Origin of the sequence: Thermus caldilimi (genome assembly GCF_004684245.1) — a bacterium.
GTDB lineage: Bacteria > Deinococcota > Deinococci > Deinococcales > Thermaceae > Thermus > Thermus caldilimi.
In genome coordinates, this window is record NZ_CP038452.1 from 808,201 (window position 1) to 823,071 (window position 14,871).

A 14,871-nucleotide genomic window follows, 5' to 3' on the forward strand; every position below is an offset into this window, starting at 1 on the left:
ACTATCAAATACAAGGGACTTTTGTCAATCCCTTTTGACATCTGTCCATATACCCCCAAAGGGTATTGGGTTGTCTCCGCCCTCCCGATGGGCCCTCACAGGCATCAGGAATCTCCCGTTTGGCATAAGCATCCTTTCCCAAACGAGGGACCTTTGCTAAAGTATAACCTGATGGCTTGTGATCCAGCGCCCGGCCGCCCCAATGTGGCCCTTAAGTTGACCGAAGCCCTGGCGCATCCCGCCAGGCTAACTATCGTCCGCCTCCTGGCGGAGCTTCCCGACGAGCACACCGCCTTTGACCCTCGCTGCGGCACTGCTTACGGGGTGTGCTTTTGCCATCTGAAGGAGAAGACCGGGCTTTCGGGCCCCACGGTAAGCCACCACCTCAAGATCCTTCGCGAAGCCGGGCTGGTGGAGGGCGTGCGGGTGGGGCGTTGGACCTATTTCCGCCTTAAGCCAGGGGGCCTCGAGGCCCTAGCCCACGAGCTCCTTCACCTGGCCCGCCAAGCGGAGAGGGCCGCCGCCAAGGCGGGGTAAGCGCTTGTCTAAAACCCCCACCCCTGCCACCATGAGGGCATGGGAGAGATCCGGGTGGGTACCGCCAGCTGGACGGACGAAACCCTCCTCGCCTCCGGGTGGTATCCTCCCGAGGTACGCCACCATCCCGAGAAGCGCCTCCGCTACTATGCGGAGCACTTTGACACCGTGGAGGTGGACAGCACCTTCTACGCCCTACCCCGGCGGGAGGTGGTGGAGAAATGGGCCGAGAGGACCCCAGCGGGCTTTCTCTTCCACGTGAAGGCATTTTCCGCCTTTACCGGACATGGCCTCGACGCCGCCACCCTTCCCAAGGACCTTCGCTCCCTTCTCCCCAAAACGGAAGGCCACCTGGCCCAACGGGAAATCCCCCAAGAGGTTCTAGAGGAAGCCTGGAACCGGTTCTTCGCCGCCATCACCCCCTTAAGGGAGGCCGGCAAGCTGGGGTACCTGCACTTCGGCCTTCCGCCCTGGACCGAACCCAAGCCCCGCAGCTTTCGCTACCTGGAGCACCTGGCAGAAAGGACCCAGGGCTACTGGGTGGCGGTGGAGTTTCGCAACCCCAGGTGGTACGTGGCCTGGGGATTCGTGAGGAAGGAATTGGAGCGGCTCGGCCTCATCCACGTGAGCGTGGATGCCCCACCCCATCCCGAGGCCCCACCCCGGGTCCTGGAACCCACCCATCCCGTGGCGGTGCTCCGATGCCATGGAAGAAACGCGGAGTCCTGGAAAGGCCCCCACCAGAAGCCCTACGAGCGCTTCAACTGGCGTTACTCAGAGGAGGAGCTTCAAGACCTGGCCCAAGCCACCCTGACCCTTGCGGAGAAGGCCGAGACGGTTTTCGTCATCTTTAACAACAACTACGGCACCCAGGGCGTGGAGGCAGCCATGGGGCTTAAAGGCCTCCTGGGCCTAGGGCCTCCTCCCTGGGCCAAGAAACTGCTTTAACCCCTGGTGTTTCATGCTACCTTGAGGGGGATGGCGCGCCCTCCCCTGTCCGAGGCCCAGGAGGACTACCTGAAGCAGCTTTTCCTCCTGGAGGCGGAGCGGCAAGGCCCGGTGCCCACCCAGGCGCTTGCCGAGCGCTTGGGGGTTAAGCCCCCTTCGGTCACGGAGATGCTCAAAAAGCTCACCGCCTTGGGCTTGGTGGAGCATGCCCCTTACCAGGGGGCCCGGCTCACCGAGGCCGGGCGGCGGATCGCCCTGGAGGTCTTAAGGCACCACCGGCTCCTCGAGGCCTACCTGCACCAGGCCCTCGGCTACGGTTGGGAAGAGGTCCACCAGGAAGCGGAACGGCTGGAACACGTGATCAGCGAGGCCTTTGAGGAAAGGATCGCCGAGCTCTTAGGCCACCCTCCCTTTGACCCCCACGGGGACCCCATCCCCACCAAGGACCTGGCCCTGCCGGAAGCCCCAGCCCTCCCCCTCTCCCAGGCCCCCTTGGGGAAGGCCCGGGTGGTGCGGGCCCTGGCCCAGGACCGGGGCACCCTCAACCTCCTGGCCAAGCTGGGCCTGGTTCCCGGAAAGGTCCTGAGGGTGGTGGAGAAAGGGGACGGGGTGGGCATCGAAATGGCCGGGGAGGTCTTCCGCCTTCCCGAGGAGCTGGCCCAGGCCGTTGGGGTGGAGGCCCTTCAGGAAAGGGCCCCGTAAACCAGGGTGCGGAAGGCCAGGCCAAGCCGCTGCCCAAGCCGGGAATAGAGAGTCTTTTCCGGCTCCAGCACGGAAAGGAGATTGGGGGCCTGGGTGAAAAGCAAGGCACTCAGTTCTAGGGCGGGATCCGCCAGGAAGTAGGTGCCGGCAAACCCCCACCAGTAGAAGTCCCCGGGGCTTCCCGGAGCCAGACCCCCAGGGCCCAAACGCACCGCCACCCCCAGGCCGAAGCCGTAACCCGGGCCTGGGGTGTACTCCAAGCCCCGCCGCAACCCGGCTTCGTAAAGGGGACCCAGATGGTCCTGGGTCATGAGGCGGCACAGGCTCGGATGCAACACACCCCGGCCCGTGCGTAGGGCCTCCAGGAACCGCAGGTAGTCCCAGGCTGTGCTCACCCCGCCCAGGCCCCCCGCATACCGGGGGGGCTCCGCTTCCACGGGGATGAGGCGGATGGACCTGCCCGTTTCCGGGTCCTGGGGAAAGGGCTTTGCCAGACGGGTGGGATCCCTGGCCCAAAAACCCGAGTCCCGCATCCCCAAGGGGGCGAACACCCGTTCCTCCAAGAGCTCCGCCAGGCTCCTCCCCGCAAGCACCTCCAAAAGATGTCCAAGCACATCGGTGGAAAGCCCATACTCAAAGGCCTCTCCCGGCTGAAAGCGCAGGGGCAAAGCGGCCAGGCGCTCAAGAAACTCCTCCCGGGAAAGGTCAAACCGGTCCACCCCCGCCTCCAGGTAGAGCCGTTTCACCGGGGAGCGGAAGAAGACCCCGTAGGTGAAGCCCGCCGTGTGGCGCAGGAGGTCGTAGACGGTGAGGGGACGCCTAAGGGGCTCTGGCACCACCTCCTCCCCTACCTCCCGCCCCACCTTGAGTCTGGCAAACTCCGGCAGGTATTTCTCCACCGGGTCCAGAAGGGAAAGGCTGCCCTCCTCCACGAAGATGAGGGCCAGGGCGGAAACCCATGGCTTGGTCATGGAGTAGATGCGGAAAAGGGCGTCCTCCCGCATGGGAAGAGCCTTTTCCGGGCCCATATGCCCTCCCATGCCCTGGTAGACCACCTCTCCCCCCCGGGCCACCAGGGCCACGTATCCGGGAAGAAGGCCCTCAGCCACCTGCCTATTCAAAAAACCATCCAGCCGGGAAAAATTCATGGTGCCCCCTTGGAAACCGAGCCCCCCTACCCTCAGGCGGGAGCAGCCCCCACCGTTCTACCCCCGTCCACGAAGAGGACCTGGCCGGTGATGAAGCTGGACTCATCGGAAACAAGGAACAAGGCGGCGTAGGCCACCTCCATGGGCTGGCCGGCACGGCCCAAGGGGGTAGCGGCGATGGCCTTCTCCCGCACCCTCTCCGGCACCTTAGCCGTCATCCGGGTCTCGATGAACCCCGGGGCCAGGGCGTTCACCCGGATCCCGTACCGCCCAAGCTCCAGGGCCAGGGTGCGGGTAAGCCCCACCACCCCCGCCTTGGAAGCCGCATAGTTGGCCTGCCCCAGGTTGCCCAGGTACACCCGGGAACTGGTGAGCACAATGGAACCAGGGTTCCGCTCCCGCATGGCCTCGCTGGCCGCCTTGGCCACCAGGAAGCTCCCCGTGAGGTTCACCCGGATCACGACCTCCCAGTCCTCCAGGGGCATCTTCCAGTGGAAGTTGTCCCGGGTAATGCCCGCATAGTGCACCACCCCGTCCAGGCGGCCCATGGCCTGAAGGGCCTCCCGGAACCCCCTCTCCACCGAAGCAGGGTCGGCCACGTCCATGGGAAGGGCCAAGGCCCCCGTGGCCGCTGCCGCCTCCTTTAAGGGCCCTTCCTCTAGGTCGCAGGCCACCAGCCTGGCGCCCTCCCGGGCGAAAAGCTCCAGGGTAGCCCGGCCGATCCCGTGGGCCGCCCCCGTGATCAGCACCACCTTGTTCTTTAGCCGCATCCGCCACCTCCTGTGTCTGGCGACCGAACGGTCGGTAAGTTCACCCTACCCCGTGGCGGTGTTTCCGTCAAGGACTTCTTCGCCTCACCCCAGCCGCCAGGCGTAGTAAGGGGTTTCCACAAAGGCCGGAGGCCCTCCCAGATACACCCTAAGCCCCGGAAAGATCAGGGTTTCCCCTTCCCACTCAAAGGCCAAGGGGTCCACCGGCAAAGGGTAGTGGAGAACCCCTTCCCGGGGCAGGCCAAGCCGCAAGCGCTCAGGCAGGGAAAGCTGACCCACCAGGAGGTAACGGGCTCTCTTGGGTCCGGATTCCGTGTAAAAGGCCACCTCCTCCCCAAGGTCCAGGAGGAAAGCCCGGCCCCGGATGTAGAGCCTAGCCCTATCCGTCCAGGTAGACATGGGGCCTCCCCATGAGGTGGGCCACCCGCACCCCTGTACCGTAGAGGTTTTGCAGAAGGGTTTCTGTGAGCACCGCTTCCGGCCTTCCTTCCGCCAAAAGCCGTCCCCCTTTCAACACCGCCACCCGTCCGGCCAAAGCCGCCTGGTTGGGGTCGTGAAGGACGGAAAGAATCCCCATTCCCTTGACAACCAGGTTTTGGAAGAGGGCCAGAAGGCCACCCTGGTATTCCAGGTCCAGGAAGGTGGTGGGTTCGTCCAGAAGGAGGTAGCGGGGCCTAGCCGCCAGGGCCCGGGCCAGAAGAACCCGCTGGCGCTCCCCGCCGGAAAGGCTACCCAGGTACCTGCCCCGGAAACGGGAAGCCCCAGTAACCTCCAAAGCCCACTCCACCGCTTCCGCATCCTCCCGCCTCTCCCGCCCCCAAAGGCCCAGGTGGGGAAGCCTTCCTAAGCGCACCACCTCCTCCACCAAGAGCCCCTCCGGGTAAAGGCCTCCCTGGGGCAGGTAGGCGAGGAGGCGGCCCCGGGCATAGCTTCCATGGGCCGGAAGGGGCTTTCCCTCCAGAAAGACCTCTCCCGCCCTGGGCCGGAGGAGCCCCGCCATCACCCTTAGGAGGGTGCTCTTCCCCGATCCATTGGGGCCCAAAAGGGCCACCCACTCCCCTGGCCTTACGGTCAGGTCCACCCCCAAAAGGGCATAGGGCCCCACGATTCCCTTGGCCTCAAGCCCTTCCACGCCGCCTCCACATCAGGTAGAGGAAGAATGGCCCCCCAAGAAGCGTGGTCACCACCCCCACGGGAAGCTCCGCCGGCCGGGTAAGGGTGCGGGCCAGGAGGTCCGCCACGGTTAGGAGGACCGCCCCTCCTAGGGCGGAAGCGGGAAGAAGCAGGCGGTAATCCTCCCCCAAGAGACGCCGGAGGAGGTGGGGGTGATGAGGCCCACGAAGCCGATGATCCCTGCCTGGGCCACGGCGGCGGCCACCAAGAGGCTCGCCGCCAGGAGGAGGAGGAGTTTCAGGCCCTCGAGGGGTAGCCCCATACTCCGGGCCACCTCCTCCCCCAGCTGGAGGGCGTTCAACACCCGCCCCAGAAGCAACAGCGGGGGAAGGGCCAGAAGGAAAAAAAGGACCATGGCCTTCACCGAAGGCCAGCCCATGAAGGCCAGGTTGCCCAGGGTGTAGGCGAAGACCGCCCGCACCCGGTCGGCATCCTGGAGCATCAGGTAGGTGGTGGCCCCGGTGAGCACGCTCCCCACCACCACCCCCGCCAGGACCAGCTCCCCTGTCCGGGCCGCTCCCCCTGCCAGCACCAGGGTGAGGAAGGTGGCGGAGAGGGCCCCGAGGAACCCGAAGAGGGTGGCGGAAAGGGGCAGGCTTTGGAAGATGGCGTGCTGGGCAAAGGCGGGGGCCAGGCCCCCCAGCAAGCTGGCCAGAAGGGTCACGGCGAAGGCTGCCCCCGCCGCGGAGCCCATGAGGTAGGGGTCGGCCAGGGGATTGCGGAATAACCCCTGGAAGCTGGCCCCCGCCACCCCCAAGGCCGCCCCCACCAGCATCCCTCCCAGCACCCGGGGCAGGCGCATTTCGGTGACGATGGGGTTGGCCTCGAGGCCCAAAAGAGCCCGCACCACCTCCCCTGGGGAAAGGGCCACCGCCCCCAGGCCCACCCCTAGGAGCAGGGCCAGGACAAGGAGCCCCACGAGCCAAAGGAAGACCAGACTCCGCTTGAGGGCCAGGGGAAGGGCCTGGACCATGGCCTAGCGCCCGTGGAAGCAGTCCACCAGGAGCCTAAGCCCCTGGGCCACCCGGGGACCTGGGCGGGAGAGGAGGCTATCCTGACCCCCGGTAAACACGCAGATGCGCCCTGTCTGCACCGCCTTCACCCGGCTCCAGCCCGGCCTGGCCCGGATGGTTTCCAGGGCACCCGGGTAGGTGGCCACGATCACCTCGGGGTTCTTCTCCACCACGAACTCCGGGGCGATCTTGGGGAAAAGGCCCAGCTCCTTGGGAATGATGTTCACCCCCCGGGCCTTTTGGATCAGAACCCCGATGAAGCTCTCCGGACCCACGGTGTAGGGGGTGGGGTCGATCTCGTAGTAAACCCGGGGCCGGGTCTTGGCCTTGGCCGCACGGGACTCCTCCTGGTACACCTCCCGCTGAATCTGGGCCACCAGGCGCTCCGCCTGGGCCTCGAGGCCAAGAAGCTTCCCCAGGGTGCGGGTGGTGCGGAAGATATCCTCGTAGGTCTCGGTGCGCACCGCATACACCGTTAGGCCCGCCCGCTCCAGGGTTTCGTACAAACGCCCGTACTTGGAAACCAAAACCAGGTCCGGTTTCAAGGAAACGATGAGCTCGGGGTTGGGGTTGTAAAGCCCCCCCGCCTTGGGCAGGCGCTTGACGCTTTCCGGCCAGTCGGAAAAATCGTCGGTGGCCACGAGGCGGTCGCAAGCCCCTAGGGCGCAGACCGTTTCCGTCGCCGAGGGCAACAGGGTGACGATCCGTTTGGGCGGCGCCTTGACGGTGACCGTGCGCCCCAGGTCGTCGGTGAGGGTTAGGGGAAAAGCGAAGGCCAGAGCGAAAAGAACCGAAAGAACCGCCAGAACTCTCCTCATGCCTACCTCCCTAAAGCCGCTAGGGCCAGGCCCGGGGGAGGTAGGGAAAACCCCTGCCGGAAAGCGGCAGGGGCGCAAATGGCTTTGCAAACCCCCATCGCTCCCCCATCCGCGTGAGGTGCCCGCCTCGGGGTCTGGCGGGCGGCCCTGGCAGGTATTCGGGCTTCCGGCCTGGGAAGCTTAAGCCCAAAGCGTGGCCGGTTACCGTTGCGGGACAGCGCCGGACTTGCACCGGACTTCCCCACTTTAAGCCTGGACTACGCGCCCAGGCACCAGGGCAACGGACCTGGCTTTGAGGCCCTAGCGAGCCTTAAGGCCAGGCTAAGCCTAACGGGGCAAAAAGGCAAGGGCTTGACACGTCCGGGGACGGGTGATTTACTTAGTCCCGAGAACGAACTAAAGGGGCAAGGGAAAGGAGCTGGGATGCGCAAAGGGGACACGCAGGAAATCCGCAGGCTCAACCGCCGGGCCATCCTGGCCCACCTGAGGCGGGGCCCCCTTACCCGCGCGGACCTTTCCCGGCTTACCGGTTTAGCTAAAAGCGCGGTAAGCCGCCTGGTGGATGAGCTTTTACAGGAGGGCCTTCTGGAGGAAGGGGCCTTTACCTCTCCCCCCGTGGGCCGGCCCGGCACCCTCTTGCACCTGCGCCCTGGCGCCCGCTTTGCCCTAGGCGCGGAACTGGGGGTGGAGGAAACCGTCCTTCTGGCCCTGGACTGGCGGGGGGAGGTTCTATGGGCCAAGGAATGGAGCCACCCCCGGGAGGCCGGTCCCAAGGAACGCCTGGAACGGCTTCTGCAGGAGGTTCTTCCCCATGTACCGGGGCCCTTGGGCCTGGGGTTCACCCTGCCTGGGGTGGTGGTGGAGGACCGGCTCCTCCTGGCCCCCAACCTGGGCTGGAAAAACCTAGACCTCCGGCCCCTGCTCTCCCACTTTCCCCTGCCCACGGCCTTGGAAAACGATGCCAAGGCCTCGGCCCTGTCCGAGGTCTTCTTTCACGGAGAGGCCAACCTCGCCTACCTGGTGCTCAGCACGGGCCTGGGAATCGGGGTGGTATCGGATAGCCGGATCCTGCGGGGAGCGGGTGGAGCCGCTGGGGAGCTGGGCCATTGGCTCGGCCAGGGGCACAAGCCCTGCGCTTGCGGCCGGGTGGGGTGTTTAGAAACCGAACTAGGCCTTGGTGCCCTCTTGGAGCATTACCGGTTCCTGGGTGGAAAGACAGGGGACCTCGAGGCCCTGCTCCAGCAGGCCAAGCAGGGGGAGGCTTTGGCCCTCGAGGCCATCCACCACTTGGGCGAGGCCTTGGGCCGCTTCCTGGCCAACCTGGCTGTGGCCTATGACCCGGCCCGGGTGGTCATAGGGGGCAAGGCAGCCGAATTTTTCCCCTACCTGGAGCAACCCTTGCGCCAGTCCTTGGCGGCCCATGCCTTCCTGGAAGCCCATCGTTCCTTGCCCGTGCAACCTTCCCTTTATGGTCACCTGGCCCCGGCGGTGGGAGGGGCCAGTCTCTTTTTGGTGAGGTTTTTCGAGCTGGGCGGCCTGTGGGCGGAAAGCCCACGTCGCAATGGAGGTAGATATGAGGAAGTGGCTTTTGGCGATCGGCGTGGCCCTGGGGCTTAGCGCCCTGGCCCAGACGGGCAAGCTGGAGATCTTCTCCTGGTGGGCAGGGGACGAAGGTCCCGCTCTGGAGGCCCTCATCCGGCTCTACAAGCAGAAGTACCCGGGCGTGGAGGTGATCAACGCCACCGTAACCGGCGGGGCAGGGGTGAACGCCAAGGCAGTCCTGAAGACCCGCATGCTGGGCGGTGACCCGCCCGACACCTTCCAGGTGCACGCCGGACAGGAACTCATCGGCACCTGGGTGGTGGCCGAGCGCATGGAGGACCTCACCAGCCTCTTCCGGCAGGAGGGTTGGCTCCAAGCCTTCCCCAAGGGCCTCATCGACCTCCTTTCTTACAAGGGGGGCATCTGGAGCGTGCCCGTCAACATCCACCGCTCCAACGTCATGTGGTACATCCCCGCCAAGCTGAAGGAATGGGGCGTGGCCCCGCCCAAGACCTGGGCGGAGTTCCTCGCCACCTGCCAGACCTTGAAGCGGAAGGGCCTCGAGGCGCCCCTGGCCCTGGGCGAGAACTGGACCCAGCAGCACCTTTGGGAAAGCGTGGCCCTGGCCACCTTGGGCGCGGACGGCTGGGCCAACCTCTGGAGCGGCAAGCTGAAGTTCACCGACCCCAAGGCGGTGGCCGTATGGGAAACCTTCGGCAAGGTGCTGGACTGCGCCAACAAGGACGCCGCAGGGCTTTCCTGGCAGCAGGCGGTGGACCGGGTAGTCCAGGGCCAGGCCGCTTTCAACATCATGGGCGACTGGGCCGCCGGCTACATGAGCACCACCTTGAAGCTCAAGCCTGGCACGGACTTTGCCTGGGTCCCCTCCCCCGGCACCTCCGGGATCTTCATGATGCTCTCCGACTCCTTTGGCCTGCCCAAGGGAGCCAAGAACCGGCAAAACGCCCTCAACTGGCTTAAGCTGGTGGGCTCCAAGGAAGGGCAGGACGCCTTCAACCCCCTGAAGGGCTCCATCGCTGCAAGGCTGGACTCCGACCCCGCCAAGTACAACGCCTACGGCCAGTCGGCCATGAAGGACTGGAAGACGAACCGCATCGTGGGCTCTTTGGTGCATGGGGCGGTGGCACCCGAAAGCTTCATGAGCCAGTTCGGCACGGTGATGGAGATCTTCTTGCAGAGCAAGAACCCGCAAGCGGCGGCCAACGCTGCCCAGGCCATCGCCAACCAGGTGGGCTTGGGCCGTTAGAACCCCTCGGTCCGTGGGGGCTAAAGCCCCCACGGACTTTTCCCGAAAGGCTTTATGCGCGACCGGATCACGGCCTTTTTGGTCCTCCTTCCCTCCTTGGCGGCGGTGGGCATCTTCGTCTACGGCTTCATCGGGCAAAACCTCTGGGTTTCCCTCACCGATTGGGGGAAAAACCCCGCCCAGGCCCTGGCCCTCAGGCCCGAGCTCCGCTTCGTGGGCCTGGAAAACTACCGTGAGCTCTTCACCGGCTTCGTGGACGTGCGTTTCCGCCAAAGCGTGGTCAACCTCATCTTCTTCACCTTCTTCTTCATGGGGGGAAGCCTGGGCCTAGGCCTCCTCCTGGCCATGGCCCTGGACCGCGGGCCCAAGGGAGAAGGCTTTTTCCGCACCGTCTTCCTCTTCCCCATGGCCCTCTCCTTCGTGGTCACCGGCACCATCTGGCGCTGGCTCTTACAGCCCCAAGGCGGGGTCAACGTCCTGCCCACCCTCTTTGGCCTACCTCCCTTCCACTTTCCCTGGCTCACCACCCGGCAGCAAACCTGGGTCTTTGACTGGAACCAGCTGCCCTTTTACACCGCCTTGGCGGTGGGCCTAACCCTCTTGTACGTGGCTTGGAAAGCCCACCGGGAAGGGGAAAGGAAGCGGCTTTTCTGGAGCCTGTTGTCCAGTGGAGTCCTCCTGGTTTGGGCCTTCACCCTGGGCAGGACCACCCACCTTCTCCCCTATCCCGAACCCCACGGCTTCAGCCTAGCCCTGGTGGGGGTCATCCTGGCGGCGGTGTGGCAGATGTCCGGCTACACCATGGCCCTTTATCTGGCGGGTCTAAGGGGAATCCCCGTGGAGGTGCTGGAAGCGGCCAAGGTGGACGGGGCCAGCGAGTGGCAGACCTACCGGCACGTCGTCCTTCCCCTCCTCGCCCCCATCACCCTTTCCGCCATGATCGTCCTGGGGCACATCGCCCTGAAGATCTTCGACCTCATCTTCGCCATGGCTGGGTTGGATTACGCCCCCACCGATGTACCCGCCATCTACATGTACCTCCTGGCCTTCCGCGGCAACCAGTTCGCCAAGGGGGCGGCCATCGGCATACTCCTTTTGCTTTTGGTGGCCTTGGTGGTCATCCCCTACCTGGTAAGCCAGCTTCGGAAGGAGGTCAGGCGCTGATGGGCCGCTTCTTCCTGTACGCCCTCTTACTCCTCGCCACCCTCCTCTTTCTTCTCCCCGTCTATCTGGTGATCCTCACCGCTCTGAAGGAACCCGCCAAGATTACCCTGGACACGGTCTGGCACTGGCCGGACCCTGTGTACTGGGAGAGCTTCAAAATCGCCTGGGATGCCTTCCGGCCCAAGTTTCAAAACAGCGTGGTCTTGGCCCTCTCGGCCACGGCCCTCTCTGCCCTGGTGGGAGCCCTCAACGGCTACGTCCTGGCCAAGTGGCCCTTTAGGGGTTCCAACCTCTTGTTTGCTCTCATGCTCTTCGGGATGTTCATCCCCTACCAGAGCATCCTCATTCCCCTTTTCCAGTTCGTAAAGGCAATAGGCCTTTACGGCACCCTATGGGGCCTCATCCTGGTTCACGTGGTCTACGGCATCCCCATCGTCACCCTTATCTTCAAGAACTACTACAGTGAAATCCCCGATGAGCTGGTGGAGGCTGCCCGCATCGACGGGGCAAGCTTCTTCGGCATCTTCCGCCACGTCATCCTGCCCCTTTCTGCCCCCGCCTTCGTGGTGGTGGCCATCTGGCAGTTCACCCAGATCTGGAACGAGTTCCTCTTCGCTGTGACCCTCACCCGGCCGGAAAGCCAGCCCATCACCGTGGCCCTGGCGCAACTGGCAGGCGGTGAGGCGGTGAAGTGGAACCTGCCCATGGCCGGGGCCATCCTGGCCGCTTTACCCACCCTTCTGGTCTACATCTTCCTGGGGCGGTACTTCCTTCGGGGACTCCTGGCTGGCTCGGTGAAGGGGTAGACTCCTGCCATGCGCGCCTGGGTGCAAGAACGCCTTCCAGGCCCCATGACCCTTGAGGAGATCCCCAACCCCACGCCGGGCCGGGGAGAGGGGTGTTGAAAGTGGAGGCGGTGGGTCTGAACTTTGCCGGCCACCTCATGCGGCTTAGCGGATACCTCACCCGGATTCATCCGGGGCCCTATAGGCAAGATCGTCGTCCGCCTTTAGTCCAAGCCCAGGAGGTACCGCACCGCCGCCAGGTCAAAAAGGGCGTGGCCCACGCTCTTGAAAAGCACGGGGTCCCCTTCTGACCGCTTGCCCAAAAGGGCTTCCCTTAAGGTCACCACTGGCTTAGAAAGGCCCTGAAGCTCCCCGGCCTCCACAAGGGCATCCTCCGTATCGCAATAAACCGCCGCCCGCTCCACCAAGGCCCCGGGCACCTCCCGCATCTCCGGGCGGAAACTCCCCACGGCGGCGATGAAGGTGCCTTCCGGCACCCTCTCGGGCAACACCGGGGTAGGGCTCGAGGTGGCCGTGACGATGAAGGCCACCTCCTCAGGCACCTCAGGGGCCACCCATTCCTCCGCCTCGAGGCCCATACCCCTGGCCTTGGCCAAAAGGGCCTCGGTCCGCTCCCTGCTCCTTCCCCGGATCCACACCCGGCGCAGGGCAAATCCCTCGGCGAAGGCCTCGAGGTGGGCTTCCCCCTGAACCCCAGGCCCCACCAAGAGCAGGGCCCCCTCTCGCCTAGGGGTGAGGAGCCGGGCGGCGAGGAGGGAAAGGGCAGCGGTGCGCCTTTTCGTGATCTCCTCCCCCGGCAGGTGGAAAACCTCCCCGGTATCTAGCCGCTTGGCCCAGACCTCCGCCTGGACCGAAGGGCGGCGATGGGCTTCCACCGTGACCAGCTTGCAAAGGGCCACCTCTTGGTCTGCAGCGGGCATTACCAAAAACTGCCCCCCTGGAATGGGAAGGACCTGCCTTCTCGGAACCTCCGCTTTTCGGAGGAGCACCCTCTCTATAGCCTTAGAAAGCGCCAAATAGCCTGCCATGCCTTTAGAATGCCTCACATGCAGGCCCTTCTCAACACGGTTCTTCCCGTGGCCCTGGTGGTCTTCTCTGGGTATCTGTTGGGAAAGCGCATTCCCATGGACCTCACCACCCTAAGCCGCCTTACCCTCTACCTCCTGGTGCCCGCCCTCATCTTTGACGCCATGTACCGGGCGGAATACTCCCGGGAAGGCTTGGTGGGCCTTGCCTTGGGCTTTACCCTCACCTACCTCCTCCTCTTTCTGGCCATCACCGGGATGGCCAGACTCCTGGGCCTCCCCCCCGAGGCCGCCAAGTCCCTTCTCGTCTGCAGCCTGTTCCCCAACTCCGGCAACATGGGGCTTTCCCTGGTCTACTTCGCCCTAGGAGAAGAGGGCCTGAGGCGGGCCGTGGTGTACTTCATCCTCTCCAGCGTGGTCATGTTCGGCCTGGGGCCGGCCTTCATAAGGGGAGGCAGCCTCAAGGAAGGGCTCCTTTTCACCCTGCGCCTGCCCCTCTTTTACACCCTCCTTCTGGGCCTGCTGCTAAAAGCCCTTGGGGTAAGCCTTCCCTTCCGCCTGGACGAGGGGGTGCGCCTCATGGGCCAGGCGGCCATCCCCGTTCTCCTCCTCACCCTGGGAATGCAGATGAGCCAGACCCGCTTCCAGGTGGGGGCCTTTGAGGGAGTGGCCAGCAGCCTGCGGCTCCTCGTGGCCCCCCTTCTGGCCTACGGGGTGGGGTTTATCCTGGGCCTTCCCCGTCTGGAGCACCAGGTCCTGGTCCTGCAGTCGGCCACCCCGGTGGCGGTGAACGCCTTCCTCCTCACCCGGGAATTTGGAGGGGAAGCCCTGCGGGTGGCCAGGAGCGTGGTGGTTTCCACCTTCCTAGCCTTCCTGACCATTCCCCTTTTTCTCCTCCTCATCGGGGTCCGGTAGCCTGGGCGTCCCCAGGTCCAGCTGGAAAAGAACCCCACCCGCCCAAAGCCCCACCAGGCGGTGGTAGCCCTCGCTCAAGGGAAAGGAAACCCGGTAGAAGCCCACCTCCTCCAGAAAGAGGGTTTTCTCCTGGAGCAAAGCCTCCTCCCGGAACCACTTAAGGTGAAGGTAGCCCGGGGAAGGAAGGCGCTCCACCCTGAGGACCAGGATGACCTCCTCCGTGCCCTTCTCTAGGCGGGCCACCACAAAAGGCCTTTCCGGGGGCAGGGGTTTGCCGGGGTCCAGGGGCAGGAAGGTGTAGCGGCAGCCCGCAAGGAAAAGGAGGAGCGCCACACCCCCAAGCCAGCCGAAGATCCTCATCTCCCCTCCCCGGCGGTGCACAGGGCGAGGAGGGCGATGGCCGCCGTTTCCGCCCGCAAAATCCTCCGGCCCAGGAAGATTGGGGTAAAGCCCTTTTCCTGCAAAAGCTCCACCTCCTCCTCCGCAAATCCCCCTTCCGGTCCCACGGCCAAGGCCAGGGGCTTCCCAAGGTCCAGCACCTCCTGAACCAGGCTTCTTGCTCCCAGATGGGCCACCATACCCTGCTCCACCTTCGGAAGGGCGTTCAGGGGAATGGGAGGCAGGACCTCTGGCACCCTCAGCCTCCCCGACTGCTTGGCCGCCTCCACGGCGATGGCCTGAAGCCTTTTCAGTTTCCCCTCCCCCATCTCCTTGGGCACGGAGTGCCGGGTAACGAGGGGTTGGATGCGGGTGACCCCGAGCTCCGTGGCCGCGCGCACCACCTCGGCAAGCTTGTCCCCCTTTAAAAGGGCGGGGTAAAGGGCCACCTCCACCCCCACCTCCCGCTCCGGACGCCGTTCCTCCAGGATGCGGTAGCGCACCGGCGGCCCCAGCTCCACCACCTCCGCCAGGGCTTCCCGGTCCACGTCGAAGACGGTGAAGCGATCTCCCACCTTGGCCCGCAACACCTCCAGGAGGTGCCGGCTTTCCCTTAAGGGAAGCTCCCCGGTAAGGCCTGGGCTGTAGGCGCGGTGCGGGCGCAT

15 protein-coding genes, 3 pseudogenes and 1 riboswitch are annotated in these 14,871 nt (G+C 65.0%); of the genes and pseudogenes, 9 read left to right on the forward strand and 9 right to left on the reverse strand.

The features are described from left to right. Positions 1 to 171: 171 nt before the first annotated feature. The 3 genes from EBI04_RS04015 to mntR are packed head-to-tail and all read left to right on the forward strand — an operon-like array spanning position 172 to position 2,187. On the forward strand, positions 172 to 537 hold the full coding sequence (locus tag EBI04_RS04015; protein ID WP_049775669.1) for an ArsR/SmtB family transcription factor: 366 nt from the start codon (positions 172 to 174) through the stop codon (positions 535 to 537). 39 nt (positions 538 to 576) lie between these two features. Beyond that, entirely contained in the window at positions 577 to 1,485 is a 909-nt protein-coding gene (locus EBI04_RS04020) for a DUF72 domain-containing protein (RefSeq protein WP_135256155.1), read from the forward strand. A 30-nt stretch (positions 1,486 to 1,515) separates the two neighbouring features. Further along, positions 1,516 to 2,187: a manganese-dependent transcriptional regulator MntR gene (mntR, locus tag EBI04_RS04025; protein ID WP_135256157.1), complete on the forward strand. Its 672-nt coding sequence runs from the start codon at positions 1,516 to 1,518 to the stop codon at positions 2,185 to 2,187. On the opposite strand, the gene EBI04_RS04030 is transcribed toward mntR, so the two are convergent. From EBI04_RS04030 to EBI04_RS04055, 6 genes and pseudogenes are all read right to left on the reverse strand, one after another. Beyond that, on the reverse strand, positions 2,169 to 3,335 hold the full coding sequence (locus tag EBI04_RS04030) for a serine hydrolase domain-containing protein (protein ID WP_135256159.1): 1,167 nt from the start codon (positions 3,333 to 3,335) through the stop codon (positions 2,169 to 2,171). The two genes, mntR and EBI04_RS04030, sit on opposite strands and share 19 nt — an antisense overlap. Before the next feature lie 32 nt (positions 3,336 to 3,367). Continuing rightward, a complete protein-coding gene (locus tag EBI04_RS04035; protein ID WP_135256161.1) occupies positions 3,368 to 4,105 on the reverse strand; it encodes an SDR family oxidoreductase in 738 nt (245 codons plus the stop codon). A gap of 84 nt (positions 4,106 to 4,189) precedes the next feature. Beyond that, positions 4,190 to 4,504, reverse strand: a complete 315-nt coding sequence (locus EBI04_RS04040; RefSeq protein WP_135256163.1) for a hypothetical protein — start codon at positions 4,502 to 4,504, stop codon at positions 4,190 to 4,192. Beyond that, positions 4,485 to 5,192 (reverse strand): annotated as a pseudogene (locus EBI04_RS04045) (ABC transporter ATP-binding protein); the annotation flags it as partial. The pseudogene EBI04_RS04045 and the gene EBI04_RS04040, both read right to left, overlap by 20 nt. Positions 5,193 to 5,223: 31 nt before the next feature. Continuing rightward, positions 5,224 to 6,251, reverse strand: a pseudogene (locus tag EBI04_RS04050) (FecCD family ABC transporter permease). A 3-nt stretch (positions 6,252 to 6,254) separates the two neighbouring features. Beyond that, complete coding sequence (locus EBI04_RS04055; RefSeq protein ID WP_135256166.1) at positions 6,255 to 7,109, reverse strand: ABC transporter substrate-binding protein; 855 nt, start codon at positions 7,107 to 7,109, stop codon at positions 6,255 to 6,257. 132 nt (positions 7,110 to 7,241) lie between these two features. Beyond that, a riboswitch (cobalamin riboswitch) is annotated at positions 7,242 to 7,401 on the reverse strand. A gap of 131 nt (positions 7,402 to 7,532) precedes the next feature. On the opposite strand from EBI04_RS04055, the gene EBI04_RS04060 reads away from it, so the two are divergent. The 5 genes and pseudogenes from EBI04_RS04060 to EBI04_RS13880 all read left to right on the forward strand — a co-directional run. Further along, complete coding sequence (locus EBI04_RS04060) at positions 7,533 to 8,726, forward strand: ROK family transcriptional regulator (protein ID WP_135256168.1); 1,194 nt, start codon at positions 7,533 to 7,535, stop codon at positions 8,724 to 8,726. Further along, positions 8,683 to 9,918 carry an ABC transporter substrate-binding protein gene (locus EBI04_RS04065; RefSeq protein WP_167481870.1) on the forward strand — a complete coding sequence of 412 codons (1,236 nt, stop codon included), beginning with the start codon at positions 8,683 to 8,685 and terminating at the stop codon, positions 9,916 to 9,918. Before EBI04_RS04060 ends, EBI04_RS04065 begins: the two co-directional genes overlap by 44 nt. Positions 9,919 to 9,972: 54 nt before the next feature. Beyond that, positions 9,973 to 11,082: a carbohydrate ABC transporter permease gene (locus EBI04_RS04070; RefSeq protein ID WP_135256172.1), complete on the forward strand. Its 1,110-nt coding sequence runs from the start codon at positions 9,973 to 9,975 to the stop codon at positions 11,080 to 11,082. Continuing rightward, on the forward strand, positions 11,082 to 11,888 hold the full coding sequence (locus EBI04_RS04075) for a carbohydrate ABC transporter permease (RefSeq protein WP_135256174.1): 807 nt from the start codon (positions 11,082 to 11,084) through the stop codon (positions 11,886 to 11,888). The genes EBI04_RS04070 and EBI04_RS04075 overlap by 1 nt, the downstream gene beginning before the upstream one ends. A gap of 9 nt (positions 11,889 to 11,897) precedes the next feature. Next, a pseudogene (locus tag EBI04_RS13880) lies at positions 11,898 to 12,061 on the forward strand (NADPH:quinone oxidoreductase family protein); the annotation flags it as partial. Positions 12,062 to 12,091: 30 nt separating this feature from the next. On the opposite strand, the gene EBI04_RS04085 reads toward EBI04_RS13880, so the two are convergent. Beyond that, entirely contained in the window at positions 12,092 to 12,916 is an 825-nt protein-coding gene (locus tag EBI04_RS04085) for a Rossmann-fold NAD(P)-binding domain-containing protein (RefSeq protein ID WP_135256176.1), read from the reverse strand. 9 nt (positions 12,917 to 12,925) lie between these two features. On the opposite strand from EBI04_RS04085, the gene EBI04_RS04090 reads away from it, so the two are divergent. Further along, positions 12,926 to 13,828, forward strand: coding sequence for an AEC family transporter (locus EBI04_RS04090; protein WP_135256178.1), 903 nt, complete (start codon positions 12,926 to 12,928; stop codon positions 13,826 to 13,828). Here the strand turns inward: EBI04_RS04090 and EBI04_RS04095 are convergent. Both EBI04_RS04095 and EBI04_RS04100 read right to left on the reverse strand, forming a co-directional pair. Then, entirely contained in the window at positions 13,778 to 14,188 is a 411-nt protein-coding gene (locus tag EBI04_RS04095; protein WP_135256179.1) for a hypothetical protein, read from the reverse strand. The two genes, EBI04_RS04090 and EBI04_RS04095, sit on opposite strands and share 51 nt — an antisense overlap. Continuing rightward, positions 14,185 to 14,871 carry a 16S rRNA (uracil(1498)-N(3))-methyltransferase gene (locus EBI04_RS04100; protein ID WP_135256181.1) on the reverse strand — a complete coding sequence of 229 codons (687 nt, stop codon included), beginning with the start codon at positions 14,869 to 14,871 and terminating at the stop codon, positions 14,185 to 14,187. Before EBI04_RS04100 ends, EBI04_RS04095 begins: the two co-directional genes overlap by 4 nt.

Coding starts and splice junctions, on each gene's coding strand:
- EBI04_RS04015 (WP_049775669.1), top strand. CDS start 172: ATGGCTTGTGATCCAGCGCCCGGCCGCCCCAATGTGGCCCTTAAGTTG.
- EBI04_RS04020 (WP_135256155.1), top strand. CDS start 577: ATGGGAGAGATCCGGGTGGGTACCGCCAGCTGGACGGACGAAACCCTC.
- mntR (WP_135256157.1), top strand. CDS start 1,516: ATGGCGCGCCCTCCCCTGTCCGAGGCCCAGGAGGACTACCTGAAGCAG.
- EBI04_RS04030 (WP_135256159.1), bottom strand. CDS start 3,335: ATGAATTTTTCCCGGCTGGATGGTTTTTTGAATAGGCAGGTGGCTGAG.
- EBI04_RS04035 (WP_135256161.1), bottom strand. CDS start 4,105: ATGCGGCTAAAGAACAAGGTGGTGCTGATCACGGGGGCGGCCCACGGG.
- EBI04_RS04040 (WP_135256163.1), bottom strand. CDS start 4,504: ATGTCTACCTGGACGGATAGGGCTAGGCTCTACATCCGGGGCCGGGCT.
- EBI04_RS04055 (WP_135256166.1), bottom strand. CDS start 7,109: ATGAGGAGAGTTCTGGCGGTTCTTTCGGTTCTTTTCGCTCTGGCCTTC.
- EBI04_RS04060 (WP_135256168.1), top strand. CDS start 7,533: ATGCGCAAAGGGGACACGCAGGAAATCCGCAGGCTCAACCGCCGGGCC.
- EBI04_RS04065 (WP_167481870.1), top strand. CDS start 8,683: ATGAGGAAGTGGCTTTTGGCGATCGGCGTGGCCCTGGGGCTTAGCGCC.
- EBI04_RS04070 (WP_135256172.1), top strand. CDS start 9,973: ATGCGCGACCGGATCACGGCCTTTTTGGTCCTCCTTCCCTCCTTGGCG.
- EBI04_RS04075 (WP_135256174.1), top strand. CDS start 11,082: ATGGGCCGCTTCTTCCTGTACGCCCTCTTACTCCTCGCCACCCTCCTC.
- EBI04_RS04085 (WP_135256176.1), bottom strand. CDS start 12,916: ATGGCAGGCTATTTGGCGCTTTCTAAGGCTATAGAGAGGGTGCTCCTC.
- EBI04_RS04090 (WP_135256178.1), top strand. CDS start 12,926: ATGCCTCACATGCAGGCCCTTCTCAACACGGTTCTTCCCGTGGCCCTG.
- EBI04_RS04095 (WP_135256179.1), bottom strand. CDS start 14,188: ATGAGGATCTTCGGCTGGCTTGGGGGTGTGGCGCTCCTCCTTTTCCTT.
- EBI04_RS04100 (WP_135256181.1), bottom strand. CDS start 14,871: ATGCGCCCGCACCGCGCCTACAGCCCAGGCCTTACCGGGGAGCTTCCC.